At 55.8% G+C, this 26574-nt stretch carries 17 protein-coding genes; 14 read left to right on the top strand and 3 right to left on the bottom strand.

Annotated elements, in window-relative coordinates; all coding sequences use genetic code 11:
• Positions 1-437: 437 nt before the first annotated feature.
• Complete coding sequence (locus tag B5F80_RS05825) at positions 438-1901, top strand: amino acid permease (RefSeq protein ID WP_087477881.1); 1464 nt, start codon at positions 438-440, stop codon at positions 1899-1901.
• A 173-nt stretch (positions 1902-2074) separates the two neighbouring features.
• Here the strand turns inward: B5F80_RS05825 and B5F80_RS05820 are convergent, their stop codons facing one another.
• The gene (locus B5F80_RS05820; protein WP_087477880.1) at positions 2075-2965 is read right to left on the bottom strand and encodes an EamA family transporter; all 891 of its coding nucleotides are present in this window, start codon (positions 2963-2965) and stop codon (positions 2075-2077) included.
• A gap of 143 nt (positions 2966-3108) precedes the next feature.
• On the opposite strand from B5F80_RS05820, the gene queC reads away from it, so the two are divergent.
• The 4 genes from queC (at position 3109) to pyk (ending at position 8186) form a co-directional block, all read left to right on the top strand.
• On the top strand, positions 3109-3798 hold the full coding sequence (gene queC / locus B5F80_RS05815) for a 7-cyano-7-deazaguanine synthase QueC (protein WP_087477879.1): 690 nt from the start codon (positions 3109-3111) through the stop codon (positions 3796-3798).
• A 30-nt stretch (positions 3799-3828) separates the two neighbouring features.
• Positions 3829-5814 (top strand): M13 family metallopeptidase, encoded by a 1986-nt coding sequence (locus B5F80_RS05810; RefSeq protein ID WP_087477878.1) that lies wholly within the window; start codon positions 3829-3831, stop codon positions 5812-5814.
• A gap of 202 nt (positions 5815-6016) precedes the next feature.
• Positions 6017-6409 carry a methylglyoxal synthase gene (gene mgsA / locus B5F80_RS05805; RefSeq protein ID WP_232818773.1) on the top strand — a complete coding sequence of 131 codons (393 nt, stop codon included), beginning with the start codon at positions 6017-6019 and terminating at the stop codon, positions 6407-6409.
• A gap of 28 nt (positions 6410-6437) precedes the next feature.
• The gene (pyk, locus tag B5F80_RS05800) at positions 6438-8186 is read left to right on the top strand and encodes a pyruvate kinase (RefSeq protein ID WP_087477876.1); all 1749 of its coding nucleotides are present in this window, start codon (positions 6438-6440) and stop codon (positions 8184-8186) included.
• Positions 8187-8383: 197 nt separating this feature from the next.
• On the opposite strand, the gene B5F80_RS05795 is transcribed toward pyk, so the two are convergent.
• Complete coding sequence (locus B5F80_RS05795; RefSeq protein ID WP_087477875.1) at positions 8384-10447, bottom strand: penicillin-binding protein 1A; 2064 nt, start codon at positions 10445-10447, stop codon at positions 8384-8386.
• 345 nt (positions 10448-10792) lie between these two features.
• On the opposite strand from B5F80_RS05795, the gene ppsA reads away from it, so the two are divergent.
• The 6 genes from ppsA (at position 10793) to B5F80_RS05765 (ending at position 21811) form a co-directional block, all read left to right on the top strand.
• A complete protein-coding gene (gene ppsA, locus B5F80_RS05790) occupies positions 10793-13192 on the top strand; it encodes a phosphoenolpyruvate synthase (protein ID WP_087477874.1) in 2400 nt (799 codons plus the stop codon).
• Between the two features lie 126 nt (positions 13193-13318).
• Positions 13319-13960, top strand: a complete 642-nt coding sequence (locus B5F80_RS05785) for a helix-turn-helix transcriptional regulator (protein WP_087477873.1) — start codon at positions 13319-13321, stop codon at positions 13958-13960.
• A 1-nt stretch (position 13961) separates the two neighbouring features.
• Positions 13962-14783 carry a pyruvate, water dikinase regulatory protein gene (locus tag B5F80_RS05780; RefSeq protein WP_087477872.1) on the top strand — a complete coding sequence of 274 codons (822 nt, stop codon included), beginning with the start codon at positions 13962-13964 and terminating at the stop codon, positions 14781-14783.
• 65 nt (positions 14784-14848) lie between these two features.
• Positions 14849-19726 carry a phosphohydrolase gene (locus B5F80_RS05775; protein WP_087477871.1) on the top strand — a complete coding sequence of 1626 codons (4878 nt, stop codon included), beginning with the start codon at positions 14849-14851 and terminating at the stop codon, positions 19724-19726.
• Position 19727: 1 nt separating this feature from the next.
• On the top strand, positions 19728-20714 hold the full coding sequence (locus tag B5F80_RS05770; RefSeq protein WP_087477870.1) for a lactate dehydrogenase: 987 nt from the start codon (positions 19728-19730) through the stop codon (positions 20712-20714).
• A gap of 14 nt (positions 20715-20728) precedes the next feature.
• A complete protein-coding gene (locus tag B5F80_RS05765; RefSeq protein ID WP_087477869.1) occupies positions 20729-21811 on the top strand; it encodes an NAD(P)H-dependent oxidoreductase in 1083 nt (360 codons plus the stop codon).
• Positions 21812-21870: 59 nt separating this feature from the next.
• Here the strand turns inward: B5F80_RS05765 and rpmB are convergent, their stop codons facing one another.
• Entirely contained in the window at positions 21871-22062 is a 192-nt protein-coding gene (gene rpmB / locus B5F80_RS05760; RefSeq protein ID WP_087477868.1) for a 50S ribosomal protein L28, read from the bottom strand.
• Between the two features lie 135 nt (positions 22063-22197).
• On the opposite strand from rpmB, the gene recG reads away from it, so the two are divergent.
• From recG to B5F80_RS05745, 3 genes are all read left to right on the top strand, one after another.
• Positions 22198-24240 (top strand): ATP-dependent DNA helicase RecG, encoded by a 2043-nt coding sequence (gene recG, locus B5F80_RS05755; RefSeq protein WP_087477867.1) that lies wholly within the window; start codon positions 22198-22200, stop codon positions 24238-24240.
• A 111-nt stretch (positions 24241-24351) separates the two neighbouring features.
• Positions 24352-25809, top strand: coding sequence for an IMP dehydrogenase (gene guaB, locus B5F80_RS05750; RefSeq protein WP_087477866.1), 1458 nt, complete (start codon positions 24352-24354; stop codon positions 25807-25809).
• A 21-nt stretch (positions 25810-25830) separates the two neighbouring features.
• Positions 25831-26562 (top strand): WecB/TagA/CpsF family glycosyltransferase, encoded by a 732-nt coding sequence (locus tag B5F80_RS05745; RefSeq protein WP_204246351.1) that lies wholly within the window; start codon positions 25831-25833, stop codon positions 26560-26562.
• The last annotated feature ends 12 nt before the right edge of the window (positions 26563-26574 follow it).

Raw genomic sequence — 26574 nt, 5'->3', positions numbered from 1 at the left:
GCTTATTTTTATGGGCCAAGTCATGTCGGCGAGGCTTTGAGTACCTATTCTTTGGTTTGGGCAACGCTCCTTTGCAGTATTTTTATATAGAGGGGAATCGCGTATGCTTACGCGAAGAAACATAATAGGATTTTTGCGAAATGCGATATTTATATGCAATATAAAGATGAAATGATAGGAAATCCTTTGTATATACGGTATGGGAAGCCGTATTCATAAATGTCATATAGTAAATGAATATTGAACATGTAAAATTAACTAAAATACCTGTTTTATAAAATATTTTCCAAATAAAATCGCTAAAACTATAAAAATATAAAATAAAATCCGAAAATAACCTTTACAAATTAAAATAAGGGAGTATAATAGAGAACGTAATCGGAGCAGGGGGTTATACGTATAACTCCGATTACGAAGATAGGGGAAAGAGGGGTATTATGACTAAAAAAATATTTAGAACGAAAAGTATTAACGAGTTCATCTCCGAAACTAAAATGGATGGCGGGATGAACAAGATCCTCGGCACGTTCGGTTTGACCATGCTGGGGATCGGCGCCATCGTAGGGACGGGGATTTTCGTCCTGACAGGCGTAGCGGCGGCAAATTATTCTGGTCCTGCACTGGTTATTTCATTTATTATCGCCGCCTTGGCCTGCGGATGCGCCGCCTTATGTTACGCTGAATTTGCCGCGATGGTTCCCGTTGCCGGCAGCGCGTACACCTATGGATATGTTGCTTTAGGTGAATTTTGGGCCTGGGTCATCGGCTGGGATTTGATTTTGGAATATGCCTTCGCTGTATCGACCGTCGCCATCGGCTGGTCCGGGTATTTTAACAACATTCTCATGAACTTGGGAATTACCTTGCCGACGGCGCTGACCATGGCTCCCCATGACGGCGGCATCGTCAACTTGCCGGCCGTTCTCATCTTAGCTGTCGTCGCCTTTGTCAACATCCGCGGCGTCAAGCAGAGTTCCTTCGTCAACAACGTCATCGTTGCCATTAAGCTGGCCGTCGTCGCATTGTTCCTCGCGTTGGGCTTCAGCCACGTCGACGCCTCGAACTGGGTTCCGTTCATGCCCTTCGGCTGGTCGGGCGTATTCGCCGGCGCGTCGATTATCTTCTTTGCGTACATCGGCTTTGACGCTGTTTCCACGGCGGCAGAAGAAGTAAAAGACCCCCAGAAATCGCTGCCTCGCGGTATTATCTTATCCTTGATTATCTGCACTATTTTGTACATCGCCGTTTCCGCCGTATTGACCGGCATGGTTCCCTTTATGCAGTTCCAGACGACGGCGGCTCCCGTTGCCTTCGCCTTGCAGGCTGTCGGCTATCACTGGGGCGCTGCGGCCGTATCGGTCGGCGCTATCTGCGGCCTTACGTCCGTACTGCTGGTCATGAGCTTTGGTCAGAGCCGCGTACTGTTCGTCATGTCCCGCGACGGCTTGCTGCCGAAATTCTTCGGCCACGTTCATTCGAAGTATAAAACTCCGGCCAGAAGCTCCGCTCTCGTCGGCGTCATTACGGCCATTACGGCAGGCTTCCTGCCCATCAACGCCGTAGCGGAAATGACCAATATCGGCACGCTCTGCGCCTTCATCATCGTTTCGGCGGCCGTCATCATCCTGCGGAAGAAAAACCCCAATCAGCAGCGCGCTTTCAAATGCCCGCTCGTGCCGCTCGTACCGGCTCTGGCTATCGTCTTCTGCGGCATCCTGATTTACATGCTGCCGCTCGTTACGCAGATCCGCTTCGTCGTTTGGCTCCTCGTCGGCCTGGCTATCTATTTTGGCTACGGCTACAGCCACAGCATCATTTCTAAGACGAGACGAAACGCCGTTCCTGCCGGCTCTGCCGCTGCCAATATGAATCCGGCTGCGCAGCCGACGAAGGGGCATTAAGTTACAGTAGCCAGCCTTTTTCTGATAATGATATACTGACATGCATACGCTGAACCCCGCCTGCTGTTTATAGCAAGCGGGGTTCAGTCATATTATGAAAAGCACAAGAATACGAATTTTTATAGAAATTCGAATACAGTGGCTTTACGTAAGCTCGTATATTCTCAGTGTTGTTACGATTTTGAGCGATGAAAACGTGAGGACAGGGGCTTTGAGTTCTGCGCTACGATGAGCAGGATGCCGGCTAATATGAGGACCATGCCGGCGGCCGTGCTGACATACAGCCTTTCGCCTAGGAAGAGGATGCCGCAGACGACGCCGACGACGGGGACGGCCAGGACGGCGATAGAGGCCTTGCTGGCTTCCATGCAGGTGAGGACATAGTTCCAAAGGAAGAAGGCCAGGGCGGAGGCCAGGATGCCGTTGTAGGCCAGGCAGGCGACAGCCATAGGCGTCCAGTGTACCTGGCCTGTTTCCATACAGCTGGTGTAGACGAATAAGATGATAGAGCCGATGGTCATCTGCCAGGCCGTGTATTGAATCATATTGCAGTCCTTGCCTTTCAGCTGGCTGTTTTGATACTTGATGACGACGTTTGCTACGGCCCAGGAAATGGCGCCGCCGATAGTGATGAACAGGCTGGAGGCGTTGCCGAGGGAGTCGATGTGCATGAGGATAACCAGGCCGATCATGCTGACGACGACGCCTAAGGCCTTGCGCTTCGTCAGCTTTTCATTTAAAAAGAAATGGGCCAGGATGGCGACCCACACGGGCATGCTGTAGTTCAGGACGGCGACGAGGCCGGCGTCCAGGTCTTTAATTCCCATCTGCATGGCCGCGTTGTTGCCGGCGATCTGCAGCAGTCCCGTCAGGGCGATCCATTTCCAGTACCGCCGCGGCGGAAGGGGCAGCTTCAGCCAGGCGTTGACAGCCAGCAGGATGGCCGCGCCGACGGCGAAGCGATAGCAGGCAAAGAGGACCGGCGGGAAAAAGAGCGTCGCCTCCTTCATGGCGACCCAGTTAAATCCCCAAATGGCGTATATGAGCAGCAGCGCTTTGATCATGATATCTTCTCCCCTTACGATAGTGCGTTATGGTTTTTATTATAAAGGACGGCTAGGGGAATGCAAGGGCTTTTGTTGGAAAAACGGCTTGGCAAAATTATGGTATAATAAGGTCATCGCACAGATGGAAAGGAAGAAGAGATATGAAATGCATTGTACTGCTGAGCGGCGGCGTCGATTCGACGACCTGCCTAGCTATGGCTGTGGAACGATACGGCGCCAGTGAGGTATTGGCCCTGACGGCCTATTACGGGCAAAAGCACGCGAAGGAAATACAGGCGGCCCGCCAGGTAGCCGTCCATTACGGCGTGGCTCATAAAGAAACGAATTTATCCCAGGCATTCGCCTTGAGCGACAGCTCCCTGCTGCAGGGAAGCGGCAAAGAGATCCGCCATGAATCGTATGCGGAGCAGCTGAAGGAAATGGGCGGCGAAGGGACTGTCGATACGTACGTGCCCTTCCGCAACGGCTTATTTTTATCTTATGCCGCGGCGACTGCCGTCAGCGTCGGCGCCGAAACGATCTATTACGGTGCCCACGCCGACGATGCGGCGGGACGGGCCTATCCGGACTGTACGCCCGAATTTGAACAGGCCATGGCGACGGCTATTTACGAAGGCTCAGGCCGCACGTGCTGCCTGGAAGCGCCGCTGCTGTCGTGGAATAAGGCCGGCGTCGTCAAGGAAGGGCTGCGGCTGGGCGCTCCCTACGAACTAACTTGGAGCTGCTATGAAGGCGGCGACAAGCCCTGCGGCGTCTGCGCGACCTGCATCGACCGGGCCAAGGCCTTTGCCGCCAACGGCGTTGCCGACCCGGCACTGACTGCAAAATAGATTTCCCACTGTAAAGGAGTAAGGATACCGATGAAATATGGGACGAAACAACGCCTGGCCGCGCTGGTCCTGACGGCTCTGCTGGCATTCGGCACGGCCCAGGCCCAGGAGCCCGTTTCGGAACGGGACGACTTTTACTTAGCCGTCAACGGGCCGACGCTGGCGGAAAAACAGATTGAACCGACGGAGCCATCCTGGTCCTGGTTTAAGGAACAATCGCTGAAAAATACGAAAATTTTGGAACAGGAGCTGCACGAAATCGCTGCCAAAGAAGGCTCGTACGCGAAGGGGACGCCGGAGCAGAAAATCTCCGATTTATATCGCTGCGCTGTCGATATGAAACGGCGCGACGCGACGGCGCGGCAGTATCTGCAGGACGTGCTGGCTCCCGTGCGGCAGGCTGAGACGACGGACGAGCTGACTCAGGCCCTGCTCCAGGTAAGGGAAGCGTCCGGCGCGTCCGTGTTCGTCGATTATACGGCGGACCGCATGCCCGATTCGCTGCGCTACGCCGCCCGCATCGTGCCGACGGAGACGATTTTGAGCAAATACGAGCTGGAACAGGAGCCGCACCCCGGCGCATGGCAGGCCTATAAGACGTATATTGCCGACGTGCTGGCCGAAGCGGGGTGCCCGGCAGAGGAAGCGGCCCGGCAGGCCGAAGCTATTTTCGCCATGGAACAGCGCTGGGCTCCGGCCATGCTGAGCAGCGAAGAACGCAACGACTTTGCCGTGCTGAATACGATGTATAGGCGGAACGAGATCGAAGCCTTCATGCCCCATATGGACGGCCGCCGCCTGCTGTCGTCGTGGAAGCTGACGAAGGAGAAGAAGCTGTTTCTGGCTGACGCGGCGTATCTCCAGAAACTAGACGAAGCCTACGTCCAGGACAATCTGCCCCTGCTGAAGAGCTACGCCGTGTTCCGCATCATGGACGGCTTCGCTCCTTACGCCGACAGGCGCCTTCGCGATTTGCAGCGGAGTTATACGCAGTACCGCTTCGGCATCACAAAGAGCCGCAGCGACGAAGAGACGGCGAGCCGCATGGTTCAGGGCCTTCTTCCCTATGAATTTGGGCAGATTTACATGAAGGACCATTGTTCGCCTGACGCCGTGCGGGACGTGAAGGCGATGATCGACGAGATTCGCGGCGTATATCGGGAGCGCTTGCTGAAAAACGATTGGCTCGGCGAGGATACGAAGAAGGAAGCCGTAGGCAAGCTCGACGCCCTGCGCGTATTTGTCGGCGGCCCGGCGGCAGACGACAAGCCGATCGTTGAGGATATGCCCGACGTCATAGCCGAAGCCGACGGCGGCGACTTGCTGCGCAATATCATGCACAACGCCGTGCTGGTACAGGCTCAGGTACATCGGCTTATTGGGACTGATTTTGACCCGGATAAATGGTACGCCTTCCAGCCGCAGGACGTCAACGCCGCGTATATCCCGGCGAACAACAGCATTACGATTCCTGCCGGCATCTTAAATCCGCCCTTTTACAGTCCCGACGCCTCGTACGGCGCGAATCTCGGCGGCATCGGTGTCGTCATCGGCCATGAAATTTCCCATGCCTTTGACCCCAACGGCAGCCAATACGACAAGGACGGCAATATGAAGAACTGGTGGACTGCCGGTGATTATGCGATGTTCCAGCAAAAAGCCGCGGCCTTCGCCCCCTATTACAGCCGCTATGAGGTAGCTGAAGGCCTATATGAAAACGGGGCCCTCGTCGCCAACGAAGCCATTGCCGACTGCGGCGGCTTGTCCGTCGCGACGGAAATCGCCGGCGGCGACGAAGAAACGCTGCGCGATTTGTACCGCAATTTTGCCGCTATTTTTGCCAGCAAAATGACGCCGCAGCTGCTCCTGCAAAGCGTGCAGACCGACCCCCATCCTATCATGCAGGCCCGGGTCAACGGCGCTCTTTCGGCGACGGATTCGTTCTACGAGGCCTATGACGTAGAGGACGGCGACGGCATGTACGTCGCGCCGGAAGAGCGGGTAAAGCTTTGGTAATAGGTTTGTAATACTTGCATAGAATCTATAGTTTTTGGAGATAATGCCGTATTTAGGACTTGCATTATTGAAAGGGATACGGTACAATCAAGGACGAACAGTGCTCGAGCAACGCCGAGCACTGTATATATTGCCCACATGGGACGAAAAACGTACCAGTTGGAACAGTATTGCTACGGATACAGAAAAAGGAGGTAAAGCCTTGGAAAAGTATGTTGCGCTCATTGCCCATGATGCAAAGAAACAGGATATGGTAGGATTGGCCTGTCAGTTTAAACACGTATTGCAGAAGTTCCCTTTGGTCGGAACGGGGGAAACGGGAAAGCGGATTGAAGACGCGACGGGATTATCCGTCAGAAAAATGCAGCCCGGACCGCTGGGAGGAGACCAGCAGATCGGCGGCATGATCGCGTCGGGCGAAGTCGTCGCCGTCGTGTTCCTGCGGGACCCGCTGACGGCGCAGCCTCACGAACCGGACGTATCGGCCTTCCTTCGCCTGTGCGACGTGCACTGCATTCCGCTGGCGACGAACGTAACCAGCGCCCGTATTTTATTGACTTCGTTAGATACATCATTAGATTTGTTTCAGTCATAGAGTTGGTATTGTGTAAAGGAGATTACGCATGTTGAAAAAAACGAAAATTGTCTGCACTCTCGGCCCGAGTTCGAATTCCCAGGAAATCGTCGAACAGATGATTCAGGCCGGCATGAACGTCGCCCGCTTTAATTTTTCCCACGGTTCCCACGAAGAACACAAGGCGCGCATGGACATGGTTCGCGCCGCTTCTAAAAAGGTAGGCATTCCCGTAGCCCTGCTCCTCGATACGAAGGGCCCGGAAATCCGCCTCGGCAAGTTTAAAAACGGCTCCATCCAAATGGAAGAAGGCAAGGAGTTTACCTTGACGGCCCGCGACGTCGAAGGCGACGAAACGATCGTTTCTGTAAATTACAAAGAACTGCCTCAGGACGTAAAGGCCGGCGACCATATCCTCTTGTCCGACGGCCTGGTAAACTTGGAAGTCATCAGCGTCGAAGGCCAGGATATCCATACGCAGATCCTCAACAGCGGCAAGATGAGCGACCGCAAGCGCGTCGCCGTGCCGGGCATTGCCATCAATTTGCCGGCCGTTTCGGAAACGGACGCTGCAGACATTGAATTCGGCATCCGCATGAATATGGACTGGATCGCCGCTTCCTTTATCCAGCGCGGCAAGGACGTCGTGACGATCCGCAAGATTTTGGAAAAACACAACAGCCCGATGAAGATCATTTCCAAGATCGAATGTCAGGCTGCCGTTAACAATATCGACGAAATCATCAAGATGAGCGACGGCATCATGGTAGCCCGCGGCGATTTGGGCGTCGAAGTGCCGGCAGAAGAAGTGCCGACGCTGCAGAAGATGCTCATTCACAAATGCCAGGCAGCCGGCAAGCCGGTCATTACGGCGACGCAGATGTTGGAATCTATGTGCAATAATCCCCGCCCGACCCGCGCGGAAACGAGCGACGTCGCCAACGCTATCCTCGACGGCACGGACGCCGTTATGCTCAGCGGCGAAACGGCCAGCGGCATGTATCCTGTCGAAGCCGTAGAAACGATGGCCCGCGTAGCCATGTTCACGGAAAGCCAGTTTACGCCGCCGTCCCACCAGGACGAACACGCTTCGTCGTCTACGACGACGGAATCTATCGGCAAGGCCGTCGTAAAAATTGCCGAAGACCTTCACGCCGCCGCTATTATCGCGTCGACGGAACGAGGCAGCACAGCTCAGACGATTTCCAAGTTCCGTCCGGAATGTCCCGTCGTCGCCGTATCTCCTCATGAAAGCGTCGTCCGCCGCCTCCAGCTGAACTGGGGCGTCCAGGCTATCGTCGGCAAGGAAGCCAGCGATACGGATGAAGTCGTCGACAACGGCATCTTCGCCGCCCTCGACAGCGGCCTCATCAAAGCCGGCGACCTCGTCGTCCTCACAGCCGGCGTTCCCGTCGCCAAGTCCGGCTCGACCAACATGATCCGCGTACAGGTTGTAGGAGACGTTCTCATCCGCGGCACGGGCATCGGCCGCAATTCGGCTATCGGCAAGGTCTGCATCGCCAACGATACGGAATCGCTGGAAAAGAACTTTACGCCGGGCTGCATCCTCGTCGTCCGTTCGGCTAAAGCGGAATGGGTAGAATACATGAAGAAAGCCGGCGCTATCGTATCGGAAGAAGTCGGTCTCACGAGCGAATCGGCTATCGTCGCCATTACCCTCGGCATCCCGACAGTCGTCGGAGCGGCTCATGCTGCCGACGCCCTGGAAAACGGCGAACTCGTCACGGTAGACGCCAGCCGCGGCACGATTTTCCGCGGCGAAGCCAACGCGCGGTAATCTCCTCTTCGCCTTTCAGAGACATAGCGTAGACAATATCATACGTATATAGTAAAACGCCATAGCGGCATTGGTTTCGGCCAAGCCCTATGGCGTTTTTGTCATATGCACCTTGTGAAATAAAACAGCCCGTCCCTTCGGCAGAGCAGATCTGCCGGGAGGACGGGCTTGCAGCCTCGGCATTGCATGCCAGTATGTTATTCTTCCTTGTTGTTGCGCGCGGCCTGCTGGACGGCCCGTTCTTCGGCGGCTCGTTCGCCGGTATCAGAAGATTCGTCGTTTTGCGCTGCCGGTTCGCGCGATTTCTTCCCCTTGTCCTTAGCTGCGTCTTTTTTGTCATCCGCTTTGGGTTTAGGTTCTTCTTTCGGCGGCGGCGCAATCGGTTCCATGCCGGACGGGATGGCGAAGCCTTCGTACGATTCGTCCTGCGTGGCGACGGTCATGTAATCCCGCCAGATAGCTGCCGGAATCGTACCGCCGTATACTTCGCCCAGGCTGTGCGAGCCCGAGTCGTCGCCGATCCAGACGGCCGTGACGATCGTCGGCGTATAGCCGACGAACCAGGCGTCGACGTTGTTGTCCGTCGTGCCGGTCTTGCCGGCTGCGGGCCGGCCGATGGCTGCGCCCGTGCCGGTGCCGTGATCGATGACGCCTTCGAGCATATAGGTCATTTCATAGGCTTCTTTTTCCGACATGACCTGGGTCTTATTTTTATCCTGATTCAGGGTAGATTCGTTTTCCAGGACGTTGCCGTTGCGGTCCAGGATCTTGACGATGGCAACGGGCTTGACGTGGACGCCTCTATTGGCGAAGGTACCGTAGGCGCTGGCCATTTCCAGCGGCGTTACGCCCCGGGTCAGACCGCCTAAGGCCATGGCCAGGTTGTCGTCGTCCTTTTCCATCGTCGTAATGCCCATCTTCTTGACGTTGGCGATGATATTGGAGGGACCGACTTCATCAGCCAGCTGGACGGCGACGGTGTTGACCGAAAGGGCCAGGGCGTCGGCCAGGGACATCTTGCCGCGGAAGGTCATATCGGAGTTCTGCGGGCTCCACGAGCCGTACGAGATGGCCTTATCTTCCATTGTCGAGTACGGCGACATGTCGTGCTGCAGGGCCGTCATGTATACGAAGGGCTTGAAAGCAGAACCGGGCTGGCGGACGGCCATGGTGGCGCGGTTGAAGCTGTCCTGGCCGCGGCCGCCGACCATGGCCAGGATGTGGCCGTTTCTCGGGTCGATGGAGACGAGGGCTCCCTGCGGCTGGGTCAAGCCGTTTTCGTCCTTATAGTTGTCCGGCAGCTGGCGCAGGGCTTCCGCTGCGGCGCGCTGTTTTTCCAAGTCCATGGTGGTGTAAATCTTCAGGCCTTCCTTGTACAGGGCGTCGTCGCCGTATTTGGAGGCCACGAGCTGCGACACATAGTCGACGAAGGAAGCCGTATCGGCGTTGTCGTCGGTCTGCTTCATCTGCGTCAATTCTAAGTCGGCGTTTTTCGCTTCCGTACATTCATCCTGAGAAATATAGCCGTATTTCACCATTTGGTCTAAGACGGTGTTCGTGCGTTTTTTCGCTTCTTCCAGATTATTGAAGGGCGAGTAGTAATTAGGGCTCTTGGGCAGACCGGCCAGCATAGCGCACTGCTTGAGGTTCAGTTGGTCGACGTCCTTGTCGAAGTACGTGCGGGCTGCCGTCTGGATGCCGTACGCGCCCTGGCCGAAATAAATCTGGTTCATGTACATTTCCAGAATTTCTTTTTTACTGTATTTCCGTTCGATTTCCAGGGCCAGCATGGCTTCCTGGATTTTGCGTTTCAGCGTCTGTTCCTGCGACAGGAAGGCGTTTTTCGCCAGCTGCTGCGTAATGGTGCTGCCGCCCTGGGCGATGCCGCCGCTGGTAATGTTCGTCACGATGGCCCGGCCGATGCCGATGGGGTCGATGCCGATATGGTCGTAGAAGCGGTTGTCTTCCGCGGCGATAAAGGCGTTCTGCAAATGCTGGGGCACCTTGTTGATGTCGATAGGCAGGCGGTTTTGGTCGGAATGCAGGGTCGTCACGAGGCGGCCGTGAATATCGAAGACCTGCGACGACACGGCAGGCCGCATGTTGTTGCCTACCGTAGGCAGGCTTTGATAGGCGGCGAAAATGTAGCCGAAGGTCAGGCCGGCGATTACGACGACGCATAAGATAATCAGGAGTCGCAGACGGTGCATAGGTCCTGATGATTTTTTAGCATGTTTAGCTCTCCGTCTAGGCGTATACATAGATCCTCCTATATTATAAAACATAAATATAATATATAACTTTCAATAAGCAGAAATGAATCTTTGCTAATTTCTTATTATAGCATATTTATATACATTATCCTATATGCGGAAGGGACTTTCGCGGCGGGAAAAGCCGGAAAGGGGCGAAAATCATTGCCGGAAGGGGCATTATACTATTTTTAGATAGTTACATAAGCAATACCACACAAATAGTATATAATATATAAAAGAAATGTACAATAGATACTGAAAATGTGTTGACTTTTTCTAACAAATAAAGTACCATAAATGTAAAGGAAACAAATAAATAGCATATCTGCTTGTTCTAGGAGGTAAGAGGGAATGGATAGAGATAAGGCTTTTGTATTATGGTTTGATGAACTGCGCCGCGAGGACGTCGCTCTCGTAGGCGGGAAATCTTCTTCGCTGGGCGAACTGACGTCGCAGACGAGCGTACCTGTGCCTTACGGCTTCGCTACGACGGCCGAAGGGTACCGTCATTTTATGCGCGAAACGGGCTTGGATGAAAAGATTAAAGAACTGCTTCAGGGCCTGACCGATGTAGAAGACCCCATTCAGCTCCGCAGCGTCACGGCAGCTGTCCGCGAAGCAATTTGCGCTGCCGATATGCCGGCTGACCTGGCCGAAGCGATTCGGGCCAGCTATGCAGAACTGGGCAAAAAAGTCGGCGAAGACAATCCCTTTGTCGCCGTCCGTTCCAGCGCTACGGCAGAAGACCTTCCCGACGCCAGCTTTGCCGGACAGCAGGATACGTATCTGAACGTCCAGGGCGCCGATATGGTAATCCAGAAGGTCAAGGAATGCTATGCCTCTACGTTTACCGACCGCGCTACGTACTATCGGACGAAGAAAGGCTTCGACCATCTGTCCGTCGCCTTGAGCGCCGCCGTCCAGATGATGGTATTCTCCAAGGCCGCCGGCGTTATGTTTACGGTCGACCTCGTGACGGGCGACGATTCGACGATTACGATCGAAGGCGCCTGGGGTCTGGGCGAATACGTCGTACAGGGTACGGTTACGCCGGATAACTTCCGCGTCAAGAAGGACGATTTGACGATTCTGGACAAGATGATCAATACGAAGCCCGTGAAGCTCGTCCGCAAGCCCGGCGGCGACTGCGAAGAACAGCTCGTGCCGGAAGAAGAACAGAAGATGCAGGTCATTACGGACGAACAGGTAAAAGAACTGGCAACGTACGCCAAGGCTATCGAACAGCATTACGGCTGCTACATGGATATGGAATGGGGCGTCGACGAACGGGATAACAAGGTATGGCTCCTCCAGGCCCGCCCCGAAACGGTATGGTCCAAGAAAAATCAGGAAAAGGGACAGGCCGAAGCGGCTCCTGCAGCCGTGACGACGGACCGCAAGGTCATCGTAAAGGGCCTGCCGGCCAGCCCGGGCAGCGCCGCCGGCAAAGCCCACGTCATCCTCGATCCGTCGAAGATCGAAGAATTTAAGGAAGGGGAAATCCTCGTTACGACGATGACCGCCCCCGACTGGGTGCCGGCTATGAAGAAGGCCAGAGCCATCGTCACCGACGCCGGCGGCATGACCTGCCACGCGTCGATCGTCAGCCGCGAGCTGGGCATCCCCTGCATCGTCGGCACGAAGAGCCGCAGCGTTGAAGCGACGACGACGATTCCCGACGGTGCGGATATTACTGTCGACGCGACGAACGGCATCGTATACGAAGGCACCGTCGCCGATATCGTAAAACCGAAGGAAGAAGCAGCTCAGGCCGGCGGCCAGGCGACAGTCGTCATGTCCGAACCGGTTCCCATTACGGGCACGAAGATTTACATGAACCTGGGCAACCCCGACTTGGCGGAAAAACACGGTAAGCTGCCCTGCGACGGCATCGGCCTCATGCGCGAAGAATTCATCTGGACGACGTTCATTCACGAACATCCCTTGTATCTCATCGAAATCGGCCATCCCGAACGCGTCGTCGACCAGCTGGCCGACGGCATGCGCAAGGTTTGCCAGGCATTGGCTCCGCGCCCGGTAACGCTTCGCCTCAGCGATTTCAAATCCAGCGAATACCGCAACCTCAAGGGCGGCGACAAGTATGAACCGCAGGAAAGCAGCGCCCTCTTAGGCTGGCGCGGCGCATCCCGCTACTACGACCCGAAATACGTCGCAGCCTTCCGCCTGGAATTGCAGGCCGTCCGCAAAGTCCGCGAAGAATACGGCTTCAAGAATCTGAACGTCATGGTTCCCTTCTGCCGCCGCGTCGACGAAATGGAAAAGATCGTCGGCCTCATGGCTGAAGAAGGACTCCACCGCGGACCGGACTTCAAAGTATGGCTGATGGCTGAAATTCCTTCCAACATCATCCTGGCGGATCAGTTCAATAAGTTTGTCGACGGGTATTCCATCGGTTCCAACGACCTGACGATGCTCGTCATGGGCTGCGACCGCGATAACGAAACGGTAGCTCCTCTGTTTGACGAACGCAACTTAGCCGTTAAGCGGGCTATTCGCCACTTGATCGAAGTAGCTCACCGGGATGGAAAGACCGTTTCCATCTGCGGCCAGGCGCCGAGCGTATATCCTGATTTTACGGAATTTCTCGTTAAGAGCGGCATCGATTCTATTTCCGTCAATCCCGACGCCGTTGTATCTACGCGCAAGAACGTCGCGCAGATCGAACAGCGTATGCTGATGGATTCCCTGACCGGAAAAGGCCGCGCAGATACAGAAGATTATACATGGTAAGTCGATGATATGAGAAAAGGCGGCGCCAAAAGAGTAAATTATTTCTTTTGGTCCGCCTTTTTCTTATGCATCTTGGAGTAAAATATGGTATGATAATAAGCGATTATCAGGAGGTGAAACCACAATATGTTATCGGAACGGCAGGGAACGATTTTGAATATCGTCAAGGAGCATAGTCCGATTACGGGACAGCACATTGCCGACCAGCTGCACGTGACGCGGGCAGCGCTGCGCTCCGACCTGGCGATATTGACGATGCTGGGACTGATAGACGCCCGGCCAAAGCTGGGATATTTCTTTATCGGCGATAAGGAAAAGGACTTGCTGTCTCAAAAGATCATGGATATCAGCATTGAGTCGTGTTTATCGCAGCCGGTCATCGTCGGCGAGCACACCAGCGCCTACGACGCGGTCATCGCTATGTTTACGGAAGATGCGGGAACGGTATTTGTCGCGACGGATAATATTCTGGCCGGTGTCGTATCCCGAAAGGATTTGTTGAAGACGGCTATGGGCAACAACGATTTGAGAGCTCTGCCGGTGCGTATGGTCATGACGCCGGTCAGCAAGGTCATTTACGTGCAGGCTGATGAAAAGGCGCTGGCAGCGGCGCAGCGCATGATAGAATATGAAATTGATTGTCTGCCGGTAGTTCATGTTCTCGATACGGATGAGGAAGATAAGAAGGATTTACAGATTGTCGGAAGAATATCGAAAACAAACATTACGCGGTTATTTGTTGAATGTGGATTAGGAAGGAGAACGTAAGGTGGCAAAACCGATCATTTACGCCTGCTCGGACTCGCTGGGAGATACGGCGGAACGCGTAGCCCGGGCGGCGGCCTGCCAGTACGACAAACAGGAATTTGATATCGTGCGCATGCCCTATATTCGTACGGAACAGCAGGTCGAAGAAATCGTACAAAAGGCGAAAGAACACAGCGCGATGATCTGCTGTACTATTATATCCCCGACGCTGCGGCGCAAGCTGCAGGAGTTGTCTAACGCGCAGAACGTTACCCTCGTCGACATCATCGGCCCGATGCTGGCCGGCGTAGGCACGCTGACCCATACGGAACCGACGATGAAGCCGGGCATGATTCATCAGCTCGACGAAGAATACTTCAAGCGCGTCGAAGCGATTGAATTCGCCGTCAAATTTGACGACGGCAAAAATCCGATGGGCTTCTTAAAGGCTGATATCGTCATCGTCGGCGTATCCCGTACGTCTAAGACGCCCTTATCTATGTATTTGGCTCATAAGCGGATCAAGGCTGCCAACCTGCCCTTGGTGCCGGAAGTAGCCTTGCCTCCGGAATTATTCCAGGTGCCGGCCCGTAAAATCGTCGGCCTCATTATCGATCCCTTTAAATTGAATTTTATCCGTTCGGAACGGCTGCGCAGCATGGGCCTCGATTCGAACGCCAGCTACGCCAACATCGAGCGGATCAATGAAGAACTGACGTATGCCCGCAACGTCATGCGCCGTCTTCATTGCCCGATTATCGACGTGTCGTCGAAAGCAATTGAAGAAACAGCAAATCTTGTCATGGAAATCGTCAAACGCAATAAAGAGTTGTATCACGAGTAAAATGGCATGAAAAAAGGACGCCATTTTCGGCGTCTTTTTTCGTATCTGCAAGCAAGGAGAAGGTTATGGAAGAAAAAAAATTAGACCTGAAGACCTTTTTGTACAAGGCCTTGTCTGATTCGGCCTTTTTAAAGGCTGCCGGCATGAAGCCCGGCGACGGCCCGGCGTTTATGAAGGCCAACGGCGTCATGAAGCTGGCCGGCGAATTGGAAGGGTGCCGCGACAGCCGGGGACGGTATGTTTCCGCCAAAGTGCTGGAGGCGGCGCGGCGGTACATATCCTGTTTGGCCGAAGAGCCGGAAGGCGGCTGGCTGGCCCATTGCTACTGCGCCGTCTTAGAGAGGCTCTTTCCGATTACGGCGGCTCAGTGGGAAGGCTGGGACGGCAAGCCCGTAGCGCACAGCGGCGACGGCGAATTCCGCCTGGGGCGCCTCGTGCTCATGCAGCTGCTGCACGGATTGTATCAGTACGAACGGGCCGTGCTGCCCTTTGACCCGACCGTCGATTTCGATTTTCTCGACGATGAAGAAATTATGAAGCAGGGCTATACGCGGGAATACCTGCACATGATCAAGATGCTGGAAGATCAGTATATCTATGAATTCATGCGCATCGGCTCGGAAATTTCCCCCTTCAACACGCTGGGCCATATTGCCGGCGTCCATTACGTCGCCCTGCATGCGGCGCGTCAGCTGGCCTTCCTCGGCGAGCCCGTCGACCTGGCCCTCATTTCCGGCGCGGCTCTGTGCCATGACCTGGGGAAATACGGCTGCAAGAAAAACGAAGAAAAGCGCGTGCCCTACCTGCACTATTACTATACCGACGCCTGCTGCCGCCGCGTCGGCTTGTCCGGCATCGGACACATCGCGGCTAACCATTCCGTCTGGGATTTGGAGCTGGAAAATCTTTCCGTCGAATCGCTGCTGCTCATCTACGCCGATTTCCGGGTCAAGAGCAGCCGCGACGCCCAGGGCAGGGAAGTCGTTCATTTCTATACTCTGAAGGAAGCCTTCGACGTCATTTTAGGAAAATTGGATAACGTAGACGAGGCGAAGCGCCACCGGTACCAGAAGGTATACGCCAAGCTGGCCGATTTCGAGTCGTTCATGCGGGAAAAGGGCGTCGTCGAGCTGCCGGCCGACCTTTCGCGGGACCACGTCCAGCCCGACGTTCCAGAGCCGCGGGAAATGGTGCTCCTGGCGGAGGGAGAAGTCGTCGAACAGCTGAAGTACGCGGCCATTGCCCACAACATCCGCCTCATGAGTATCTTCCGCGACGACAGCGATTTCGGCAACCTCATCGAAGCGGCCCGCAGCGAGCAGCTGTGGAAAAACGTCCGCACCTATATCGGCATTTTCGAAGAGTACTCGACGTACATGACAGAGCATCAAAAGGTCATGACGCTGAAATTCCTGTACGAGCTCCTGTCTCATAAGGAAGGGGACATCCGCTTCCAGTCGGCGGCCCTCATGGGGCGCATTGTCGCTAATTTCAACGAAAAATACACGAAGGAGCTGCCCGAAGGCGTATCGTTGCCTCATAAGGTCGTCACGAGCCTGTCCCTGTTCGACCAGTATCTGGACATGATCATCTATCCGGAAATGCGGTTTACGGAGCAGCACAAGCTGTGGATCGGCTATTGCCTGAGCAGCTTCGTCGAAGCCGTACTGGATTCCTGCCCGGCGAAAGACCGCGGCGATTACATCCGCGTGATGGCCAAGTATTTCGAGCGCCGCAATTATCCGGAAGAGCGGTACATCATGCTCCTGAAAGTCCTGGACGACATGAAGCGCAGCGACATTCCCGGGGAATTTATGACGGCGGTCCACCCCTTCGTGGAAACGGCCCTGCAGTCTTCCTCGCAGAACCTGCGCGTCGCCGCCTTGAACACGAAGCGCTGCCTCTATGACGGATATACAGAGGAACAGTATTACGGCGAGCTCCTGTCGGTGATGAATTTGCCTGCTGATAAAAAGGCCTTTTCCGAACATGAAGGCAGCCTGTTCCTCATCGACTTGAAGATGGGGACTCACTGGGGCATCAAGGTCGCCAATATAGAGCTGATGATGCGGTATATGGACGAGACGTGCGACAAGGGCGACGTCATGCATCTGGGCATGCATCTGACGAACCTTCTGAAAATCAGCGAGTCCATCTTTGTCCGCCAGGCGGCGGGGGAAAGCCTGCTGCGCATCGCTGCCAACATGACCTATTCGCAGCGCAACGAGCTGGCCGTCGAATTGTTCAACGGCCTGGAAATCGGCGACCCCCAGATATCGAAGTACGTGCCGGAATTCCTGGGCCGCATGATCCTGAAGCTGCCGCCCCAGGAATTCGACGAATTTATCAATACGATTTCGTCGCAGATTTTGACGGTCAACATCCAGCTGGCATCGTCCATCGTCAACACCGTCGGCGTCATTTTGGAAAACTTCTCCGAATTTGCCGAGGAGTTCGGCGACGATGGGGACGTTAACGAACGGCGTCAGCGCCGCCTGCTGTACATCATGATCAAGGCTTACGCCCACTACGACGACGAGCTGAGCCGCGACGCCTTCCGCGATATCGGGAAGTTTATCTTTCACAGCCCGGTCATGGCCATGGAGCAGAAGGACTTTTTATTCCTGCACTGCTACAAAAAGCTCCTGGTCCTGCTCGACGAAAATCCCGAAGGTGTTCTGGATTTCTACAGCAACGCCGCCGTCCTGAATCATATTTACCGCTATATCGGCCATCATGAGTTCCAGAACGGCGCCTTTTCCTTCCCGCCGGCCCGCAAGGCCTGCTTCTACCCGGGGACCTTCGACCCCTTCAGCCTGGGGCATAAGGCCGTGGCCTGCAAGATTCGCGACCTGGGCTTCGACGTATATCTGGCCCTCGATGAATTTTCCTGGTCCAAGCATACCCAGCCCCGCCTCATGCGGCGCAAGATCATGAATATGTCCGTCGCCGACGAAGAGGACATGTATCCCTTCCCCGACGATATTCCCGTCAACATTGCCAATCCGAAGGACGTAGCCCGGCTGAAGGCGATTTTTGCCAAGAAGGACCTGTACATCGCCGTCGGGACCGACGTCATCGAAAACGCTTCGGCTTACAAGGCCGCGCCGACGAAGGATTCCATCCATACGGTAAACCATATCGCCTTCGCCCGCGAGACGAGGGAAAATGAAGGGCGGGACCACGACGACGGCGGCCACGGCATTACGGGAAAGGTCGTGTATTTGACTCTCGACAAATTCTACGAAGATATCAGCTCGACGAAGATCCGCGAAAACATCGACCTGAATCGCGACATATCCAACCTCATCGACGCCGTAGCCCAGAATTTCATTTACGACAACAACATGTACCTGCGCGAACCGGCCTATAAGCACGTCCTGGAAGCGCGGGAGCTGGGCATCGGCGCCTTTAAGCCCCGCGGCGCCGAAAGCCTGTGGCCGATCTGCAACAAGCTGTGGAATAAGGGGTACAACATGGATATCCTCGACAAGTACATCGAGCGGGAAACCGTGCGGACTCTGTACGTCGACGACGCCCGGCAGGAACGGACGATGATCGCCTATGCCGCGGCCCACCGCATCGGCACGCGGGATTTGCTGAAGGAAATCGGCGATTCCCAGCTGGCCTCGCATATCCGCAACGCCGCCGGCGGCAGCATCGCCTGCATTGGCTTCTTCTACGCCGACGACACGTCGACTATCGACAACGTGGCCCAGATTACCATTACGGAAATTCTGACGGAGCTCATTTCCCGCGACTTTGCCTACGCCGTGTACCGTCCTGTAGACGAAGCGGGCTACGATGCCGAAATCATCGACGCCCTCGAGCTGCAGGGCTTCGTCAACATCGCGCCGGAAGGCAGCGAGCATCCCCTGTACGTCGTAGATATGAAGTCGCCTATCGTCTTGTTTAAGGACGTCGAAACGGTCATCAAAAACCCCTTCAACAAGAATCCTCTCGTCCGCGAAGCCCTGCACGAAGCCCACAACAACTTGCTGGCCGTGCTCAAGCTGATTTACCCGGGCAAACTGCTCCTGTCCTTTAACATGAGCTCCTTCCACAACAAGATCATCAACAAGGTCGCCGAAATCAACGGCGTCTCTACTGTCGAGGACAAGAAAAAACGGCGCGGCCCCTATATGTCCGTGCCCTTCGGCAAGGCCCTGAGCAACGTCCTGGTGCCCAATACGGTGACGAAGAGCCTGCACATCGGCAAGTACTTCGACCGGTACGTCAAGGAATTTACCCTGGCCGAATCACATCATTATTCGCCTGTGGAAAATCAGGTCCGGACGATCAAGTCCTTTGACAGGCCGGTCATCCTCATCGACGACTTGCTGCACAAGGGCCACCGCATGCGGATGCTCACGCCGTACCTGGACAAGTGCGACATCGAAGTCAAGGAGGTTCTCGTCGGCGTCATGACCGGACAGGCCATGGACATGATGGTCGAAAAGAACATGAAGGCCGAAAGCGCCTATTTCCTGCCGACGCTGGAAGTCTGGCTCAACGAAAAGGACTGCTATCCCTATATCGGCGGCGACAGCATCGACAACGCCCACAACTACAGCGGCTACGACAGCAACCCGGCTATCAACCTGATCCTGCCCTACGTCAATCCCGAGTTTGTCAGCCGCGGCGATTTCCTGGCTCATTACTGGTATTCCCTGACGTGCCTGCAGAACGCCGCCCACATCATGCGGGTATTGCAGGACGTCTATCAGGAAACGTACGAACGCCGCCTGACGCTGAAGCGCCTCGGCGAGGTCTTTACGTATCCCCGGATTCCCGACATCGACGTGGGCGTAAAATTCGATGAAAACATGGACCCGACCCGGTTCATTGAAAACGATATTGAGCGGCTCCTGCGCATGCAGTGGAAGGAAGGCTCCATGGAAGAAGATCTGATGCGGAGCGCCGCTGGAAGGGAAGGACGATAAGGTGCGGTATATTCATGAATTGCCCGGCGAGGCGGCGGTGACGTCGCCCTTGCCGCTGACGGGCAGCCCCTTAGGGAAACAAACGTATAGAGTTCATATTTTAGCCTTGGGAGACGTGGGCATGACCATGCTCATCGGCCTGCGCCTTCTGGGAGCCGGCGTCGTCGAATCCATCGGCATCTGCGATATTAATGAACAAAATATCAGGCGGCTGGAAATGGAAATCAATCAGATTCGATATCCCTTCGCCGATTGGGAGGGAAGCGGCATGCCGTCGCTGCCTCCCGTGTACGCCGTCGGGGAAGAAGCGCTGTTTGACTGCGACGTATTCGTCTTCTGCGCCAGCAAGGGCGTGCCGCCTGTCGGCGCCCAGGGCGACGTGCGCATGGCCCAGCTGGCGGCGAATACAGAATTGGTACGCCATTTTGCCGGGCTGGCCAAGGCGGCGAAATTTGCCGGCCTGGCCTGCATCGTGTCCGACCCGGTAGACCCGTTGTGCAAGGCCTTTTGGATGGCGTCGGGGCTCAGGCCGGCGCAGGTACAGGGCTACGGCTTAGGCGTCATGAACGCCCGGGCCTGCTACTATGCGGAACGCCGCGAAGAATTCCGCTCCTACCTGACCGAAGGGCGGGCCTTCGGGCCTCACGGCGGGGACTTGGTGCTGGCCGACAGCCTGACAGACTACGACGACGGGCGCTCCCGCGCCCTGACCGACTTGGTCATCGGGGCCAACATGGCTGTCCGCGAATTGGGATATAAGCCGTACATTGCTCCGGCCTTGTCGTCGGCGGCCTTATCGATTCTCCTGACCCTGCGGGAACAGTGGCATTACGGCTCCGTGTACTTGGGAGACGAAGGGGCCGGCGCGTTTTTCGGCATCCGGAATCAGATGACCCGGGACGGCGTCGTATATGAAGACGCTGCAGTCTGCGACGCCCTGTACGAGCGGCTGAAAACGGCGTATCTCAACCTGTGCCGTCTGGTGTAAAGGGGGAATGGAGCATGTTGACAGTCGTGAAGATCGGCTGGCGCGAATGCGCCGATACGAGTCGGCTAGAAAGCGTGCTGACCTATGCTTTGCATGGATGGGAATACCGTGCCGTCGACAGCGCAGCCTTTGCCGAGGCCTGCAGCTCCGCCGCCCTGCCGGCGGGACGGGCCGTGTTGTTTGCCGTAGCCCTGCCTGCCGGCGGCTTCAGCTGCGAATACGCGCAGCTGATTTCGGCCTTAGCCCTTCAGGCAGACTGTCTGGACGGCTGGGCCGGCGCGGTCCTCGTCGACGGGCCGGGCGAATTATTCACAAAAAAAATAGGCCGCGAGCTGATTTTCATGGCAAATCAGGCTGGCTGCGCCTTTCCGGGGAAGCCTCTCGTCGAAGCGACGGGCTCTCTGTATAATTTTAATACGCAGGCCATGCTGCTGGGAGAGACGAACTTGCAGGCCTATAAAGAAAGCGCGGCCTGTCTGGTACGTAAGACGGCGGCCTTTGCCGCGGAACTTTCCCAAGGAGGCCGTCCGGCGCGCCGCGTCGTCGTGCTCCACGCCAGCAGCCGCAAGACGTCGAATACGCTGCTGCTGTGGGAAATGATACGGAAGAAGCTGCCTGCGGACGTAGATGTCGAAGAAATTTCCCTGCGCAACGGAGCCGTCGTCGACTGCCGGGGCTGCAGCTACGAAGCGTGCCGCCATTTCGGTGAAAAGGGCGAATGCTTTTACGGCGGCGTCATCGTCGAGCGGGTCTATCCGGCCATTCGCGCCGGCGACGCCGTCGTCTTGATTTGCCCCAATTACAACGACGCCGTGAGCGCCAATATTACGGCCTTCTTCAACCGCCTTACGGCCTTGTTCCGCAAGGACTTCGCGTCCTTTTCACAAAAGAGGGTCTACGCCCTCGTCGTTTCCGGATACAGCGGCGGCGACATCGTGGCCGAGCAGGTCATCGACGCGATGAACTGCAATAAGAATTTCGCCCTGCCGCCCCGCTTCGCCATGATCGAAACGGCCAACGACCCGAACAGCATCCTGCAGTGTCCCGGCGTGGAAGAGCGGGCAGCCGCCATGGCCGGGCGCATTGCCGGCGTATAACTGAAAAATGGCAATAAAAAAAGATGATTCGATAGGGAATCATCTTTTTTTATATGAAATTAAGCATTGCGCTGTACTTTGCCGGAACGAAGGCAGCGAGTGCAGACGTTGATACGTTTTACTTCGCCGTCTACGATAGCGCGTACTCTCTGGATGTTCGGTTTCCAGGTTCTTTTTGTTTTCAAATGGGAATGGCTGACGTTCATGCCGGTCATCATTCCTTTGCCGCAAATTTCGCAATAGTTTGCCATTGGTTACACCTCCCTGCACCATCACAGTACAACATATAAATCCTATCATAAAACATAAGGTAAATCAAGTTTTATTTATAAAAAGTCTACAAGATATGATACAATAAATATGAGAAAAAGACAAGGAGTTTTTTTATGGATGGGACACTTCGCCGGCTGAAGGGCATCGGCGCGCGGAAAGAAGCGCTGTTTGCCCGGCTGGGAATTCAGACGATCAGCGATTTGCTGCAGTATTTTCCGAGGGAGTACGAGGACCGCAGCCGCATATGGCCTATTGGCAGCGCGCCGACGCCGTCGCCGACGCCCGTATTGGTCTGCGGCACGGTCCGCAGCGTACAGGAGCTGCGACCGCGGCGGGGCATGACTATATTGAAGGTGCTCATCGCCGACGACAGCGGCGCCGTGGAGCTGACCTGGTTCAACCAGCCCTTTAAAAAGAAAGTATTTCACGTCGGTATGGACGTAGCGGCCTTTGGCAAGATCGAATGGGCCTACGGAAGGCGGCAGATGAATTCTCCTGAAACGGAGCAGGGCGGCCTGTCGCCGGAACAGGGCTTCGTTCCCGTATACGGCCTGACGGACGGCCTGCGGCAGAACGACGTGCGCAAGGCCGTGAGGGAAGCCTTGGCGGAGGCGGAGCGCTGTCCCTCCCTGCTGCCGGGATGGGACGGAGGCAGAAGCGTCTGCGGCGGATTCATGCCGGAGCTGCAGGCGTATGAGGCCATGCATTTTCCGCCGTCTATGGAAGTGCGCCGCAAGGCGCGGGAGCAGCTGGCCTTCGAGGAGCTCTTCGACATGCAGATGGGCCTTTTGCTGCGCCGCCGTCAGGAAGGAAAACAAATGGGGATTAAATGCGGGCCGAACGGCAGCCTGCTCAAGCAGTTTATATCCCAGCTTCCCTTTTCCTTGACCAGGGGGCAGACGCAGGCTTTTTTAGATATACAGGCCGATATGGAAAGCGAAGTGCCTATGCAGCGGCTGGTACAGGGCGACGTGGGCTCGGGGAAAACCGTCGTAGCGGCCATGGCCCTGACGAAAATCGTCGAAAACGGATATCAGGGCGCTTTGATGGCTCCGACGGAGATTTTGGCAATCCAGCATTACGAGGAATTTCTCAAGCTGTTTCGCGGCCTTCCCGTGCGCGTCGCCGTGCTGACCGGCCGTACGACGGCCAAGGAGCGGGAGACCCTGCTGGAAGACCTGCGCCAGGGAAGCGTCCAGATTCTTATCGGCACGCACGCGCTGATTCAGAAGGACGTCGCGTTCTGTGACTTAGGCCTCGTCGTGACGGACGAGCAGCATCGCTTCGGCGTGCGTCAGCGTGCCGCCCTGCAGGGGAAGGGCCGGGCTCCCCACGCGCTGTTTATGACGGCGACGCCGATTCCGCGGACGCTGGCCCTGTCTGTATACGGCGACTTGGACGTATCGTCCATACGGGAAATGCCTCCAGGGCGCAAGGTTGTCAAAACCTACGCCGTCGGCGAGGCCATGCGCCGCCGCGTATACGCTTTTATGGAAAAGCTCATGGCCCAGGGGCAGCAGTGCTACGTAGTGTGCCCTCTTGTAGAAGAGTCGGAAACGGTAGATTTGCAGGCGGCGACGGCTTTGTATGAAGAGCTGCGTGCGACGGTCTTTAAAAACAGGTCATGCGGCCTCGTCCACGGCCGCATGACCGGTAAGGAAAAGGCCGCCGTCATGGAAGCCTTTCAGGATGGCCGTATATCCCTGCTCGTGGCGACGAGCGTCATCGAAGTGGGCGTCAACGTGCCCAACGCGACGGTCATGCTGATCGACGGGGCCGAGCGGTTCGGCCTGGCCCAGCTCCATCAGCTGCGGGGCCGCGTCGGCCGCGGCAGCCAGCAGGCGTACTGCATCCTGCTGTCCAAGGGCGGAAGCGAAGAGACGCGGCAGCGCCTGCAGTGGATGGAGAAAATACACGACGGCTTCGAGCTGGCGGAAAAGGACTTGCTCCTGCGCGGCGCAGGACGGCTGTTCGGGTATGCCCAGCACGGGCTGCCCGATTTGAAGGCCGCCGATATCGTCCGCGATATTTCGCTGCTGACGGCCGCCAGGGACAAGGCGGCAGACTATTTGAAGGGCCCCGTCGACGAAGAGACGATTTACGCGGCTCTGGAGCGGCGGTTCGGAACGCGTTTTCAAGGTTTGCTAAATAACTAAGAAAATGTCATGAAAATATGTACAGATGACATCTTATCGGCTATAATAAAGGATAAGCTATTTAGGGGTATTTCCCTAGGTTTTTATATTTTTCAAAACAGAGGTGCAAAGATGAGATCTGATAAATTTGGTATGAAAGGTTTAACTTTTGATGATGTTTTGCTGGTACCGGCGAAATCCGACGTGCTGCCGTACCAGGTAGACGTATCGACGAATCTGACGAAAGATATCAAACTGAATATCCCTATGATGAGCGCTGGCATGGATACGGTTACGGAAGCCCCCATGGCGATTGCCATCGCCCGTGAAGGCGGCATCGGCGTTATCCATAAAAATATGTCTATTGCCGCTCAGGCGCGCGAAGTCGACAAGGTAAAGCGCTCCGAACACGGCATTATTATCGACCCCATTTTCCTGCATCCCGATAATTTGCTGGCCGACGCCAATGAATTGATGGGCAAGTACAAAATTTCCGGCGTGCCTATTACGGTTGACGGCAAATTAGTCGGCATTATCACCAACCGCGACATGCGTTTTGAAGAAGACATGAGCCGCCGCATCGGCGATATCATGACGAAGGAAAACCTGGTCACGGCTCCTGTCGGCACGTCCTTGGCTGATGCGAAGGCCATCCTGCGCCAGCATCGCATTGAAAAGCTGCCTTTAGTCGATAAGGACGGCAATCTGCAGGGCCTGATCACGATTAAAGATATTGAAAAAGCTACGAAATACCCGAATTCGGCGAAGGATTCCAACGGCCGCCTGCTGGCCGCCGCAGCTGTCGGCGTTTCCCACGACATGATAGACCGCCTGGATGCCCTCGTAGCCGCGAAGGTCGACGTCGTCGTCATCGATACGGCTCACGGCCATTCGGAAGGCGTATTGAAGACCTTGAAGGAAATTAAAAAAGCCTATCCCCATCTCCCGGTCATTGCCGGCAACGTCGCTACGGGCGCCGCTACGGAAGCCCTCATCGAATGCGGCGTAGACGCCGTTAAGGTAGGCATCGGGCCCGGCTCCATCTGCACGACCCGCATCATCGCCGGCATCGGCGTTCCCCAGATTTCCGCCGTATACGAATGCGCCAAAGTTGCACAGCGCTACGGCATTCCCATCATCGCCGACGGCGGCATCAAATACTCCGGCGACATGGCCAAAGCGATTGCGGCAGGCGGCAACGTCGTCATGCTGGGCAATCTCCTGGCCGGTACGGAAGAAAGCCCGGGCGAAACGGTCATCTACCAGGGCAGAAGCTACAAGGAATACCGCGGCATGGGTTCGCTGGCTGCTATGGAACACGGCAGCAAGGACCGCTACTTCCAGGAAGATGCGAAGAAGCTCGTTCCCGAAGGCATCGAAGGCCGCGTGCCGTATAAAGGCGCCGTTGCCGATACGATTTTCCAGATGGTCGGCGGCTTGAGAGCCTCCATGGGCTACTGCGGATGCCACAACATCAAGGAAATGATCGAAAACACGCAGTTCATTCAGATTACCAGCGCCGGTCTCCGCGAAAGCCATCCCCACGACGTCAATATTACGAAGGAAGCGCCGAACTACAGCGTAAACTAAGGGCAAGGTGGAGGATATACGTTGACTAGCACGATACATATCCTGTCCGTCCCCATTGGAAACGTCACGAAGGAAGAAGCCTGCGCCTTTGCCTTTAAATGCATTGAAGAAGGCAGGGCGGCTTCTATCGCGACGGCCAATGCGGAGATGGTCATGAGAGCGCAGTCAGATGAAGAACTGGCAGATATCCTGCGGCACGCGGACTTAGTCGTTCCCGACGGGGCCGGCGTGCTGTGGGCTGCCGAGCAGATAGGGAAGCAGTTTAAGGAGCGGGTCGCCGGCATCGATTTGGCCTGCCGTCTCGTCGGCGAAGCGGCGCTGCGGCAGACGCCGGTGTACTTTTTCGGCGGAGCCGAAGGCGTCGCCAGGGACGCGGCGGCCAATTTGGAAAAACAGGTAGGCAAGCTGCATATCGTAGGCACCCATTCGGGATTTTTTACCGACGAGGAAGAAAAGCAGATCATTGAGGAAATCCGTTCGGGCGGCACGCAGCTCCTGTTCGTCGCCTTGGGCGTCCCCAAGCAGGAAAAATGGATACGCGACCACCTGTATGAGCTGGGCCCCTGCGTTTGCATGGGCGTCGGCGGTTCACTGGACGTGCTGTCAGGCCGCCTCGACCGGGCCCCGAAATGGATGCAGGAACACCGCCTGGAATGGCTGTACCGGCTGCTGAAGGAGCCGACCAGAATCAAACGCATGATGGCTTTGCCTAAGTTCGTCGCCGCCGTAAAACGGGACAAAGGGGCAAAGTGATTTGAGGTGATG

Origin of the sequence: Megasphaera sp. An286 (assembly GCF_002163455.1) — a bacterium.
GTDB classification, from domain to species: Bacteria; Bacillota; Negativicutes; order Veillonellales; family Megasphaeraceae; genus Megasphaera; species Megasphaera stantonii.
The sequence above is the reverse complement of the archived record's forward strand: the minus strand, read 5'-3'. Positions and strand labels throughout refer to the sequence as shown.

Coding starts and splice junctions, on each gene's coding strand:
- recG (WP_087477867.1), top strand. CDS start 22,198: ATGGATGGGACACTTCGCCGGCTGAAGGGCATCGGCGCGCGGAAAGAA.
- pyk (WP_087477876.1), top strand. CDS start 6,438: ATGTTGAAAAAAACGAAAATTGTCTGCACTCTCGGCCCGAGTTCGAAT.
- B5F80_RS05825 (WP_087477881.1), top strand. CDS start 438: ATGACTAAAAAAATATTTAGAACGAAAAGTATTAACGAGTTCATCTCC.
- B5F80_RS05795 (WP_087477875.1), bottom strand. CDS start 10,447: ATGTATACGCCTAGACGGAGAGCTAAACATGCTAAAAAATCATCAGGA.
- B5F80_RS05765 (WP_087477869.1), top strand. CDS start 20,729: ATGTTGACAGTCGTGAAGATCGGCTGGCGCGAATGCGCCGATACGAGT.
- B5F80_RS05775 (WP_087477871.1), top strand. CDS start 14,849: ATGGAAGAAAAAAAATTAGACCTGAAGACCTTTTTGTACAAGGCCTTG.
- queC (WP_087477879.1), top strand. CDS start 3,109: ATGAAATGCATTGTACTGCTGAGCGGCGGCGTCGATTCGACGACCTGC.
- B5F80_RS05820 (WP_087477880.1), bottom strand. CDS start 2,965: ATGATCAAAGCGCTGCTGCTCATATACGCCATTTGGGGATTTAACTGG.
- rpmB (WP_087477868.1), bottom strand. CDS start 22,062: ATGGCAAACTATTGCGAAATTTGCGGCAAAGGAATGATGACCGGCATG.
- ppsA (WP_087477874.1), top strand. CDS start 10,793: ATGGATAGAGATAAGGCTTTTGTATTATGGTTTGATGAACTGCGCCGC.
- B5F80_RS05785 (WP_087477873.1), top strand. CDS start 13,319: ATGTTATCGGAACGGCAGGGAACGATTTTGAATATCGTCAAGGAGCAT.
- guaB (WP_087477866.1), top strand. CDS start 24,352: ATGAGATCTGATAAATTTGGTATGAAAGGTTTAACTTTTGATGATGTT.
- B5F80_RS05810 (WP_087477878.1), top strand. CDS start 3,829: ATGAAATATGGGACGAAACAACGCCTGGCCGCGCTGGTCCTGACGGCT.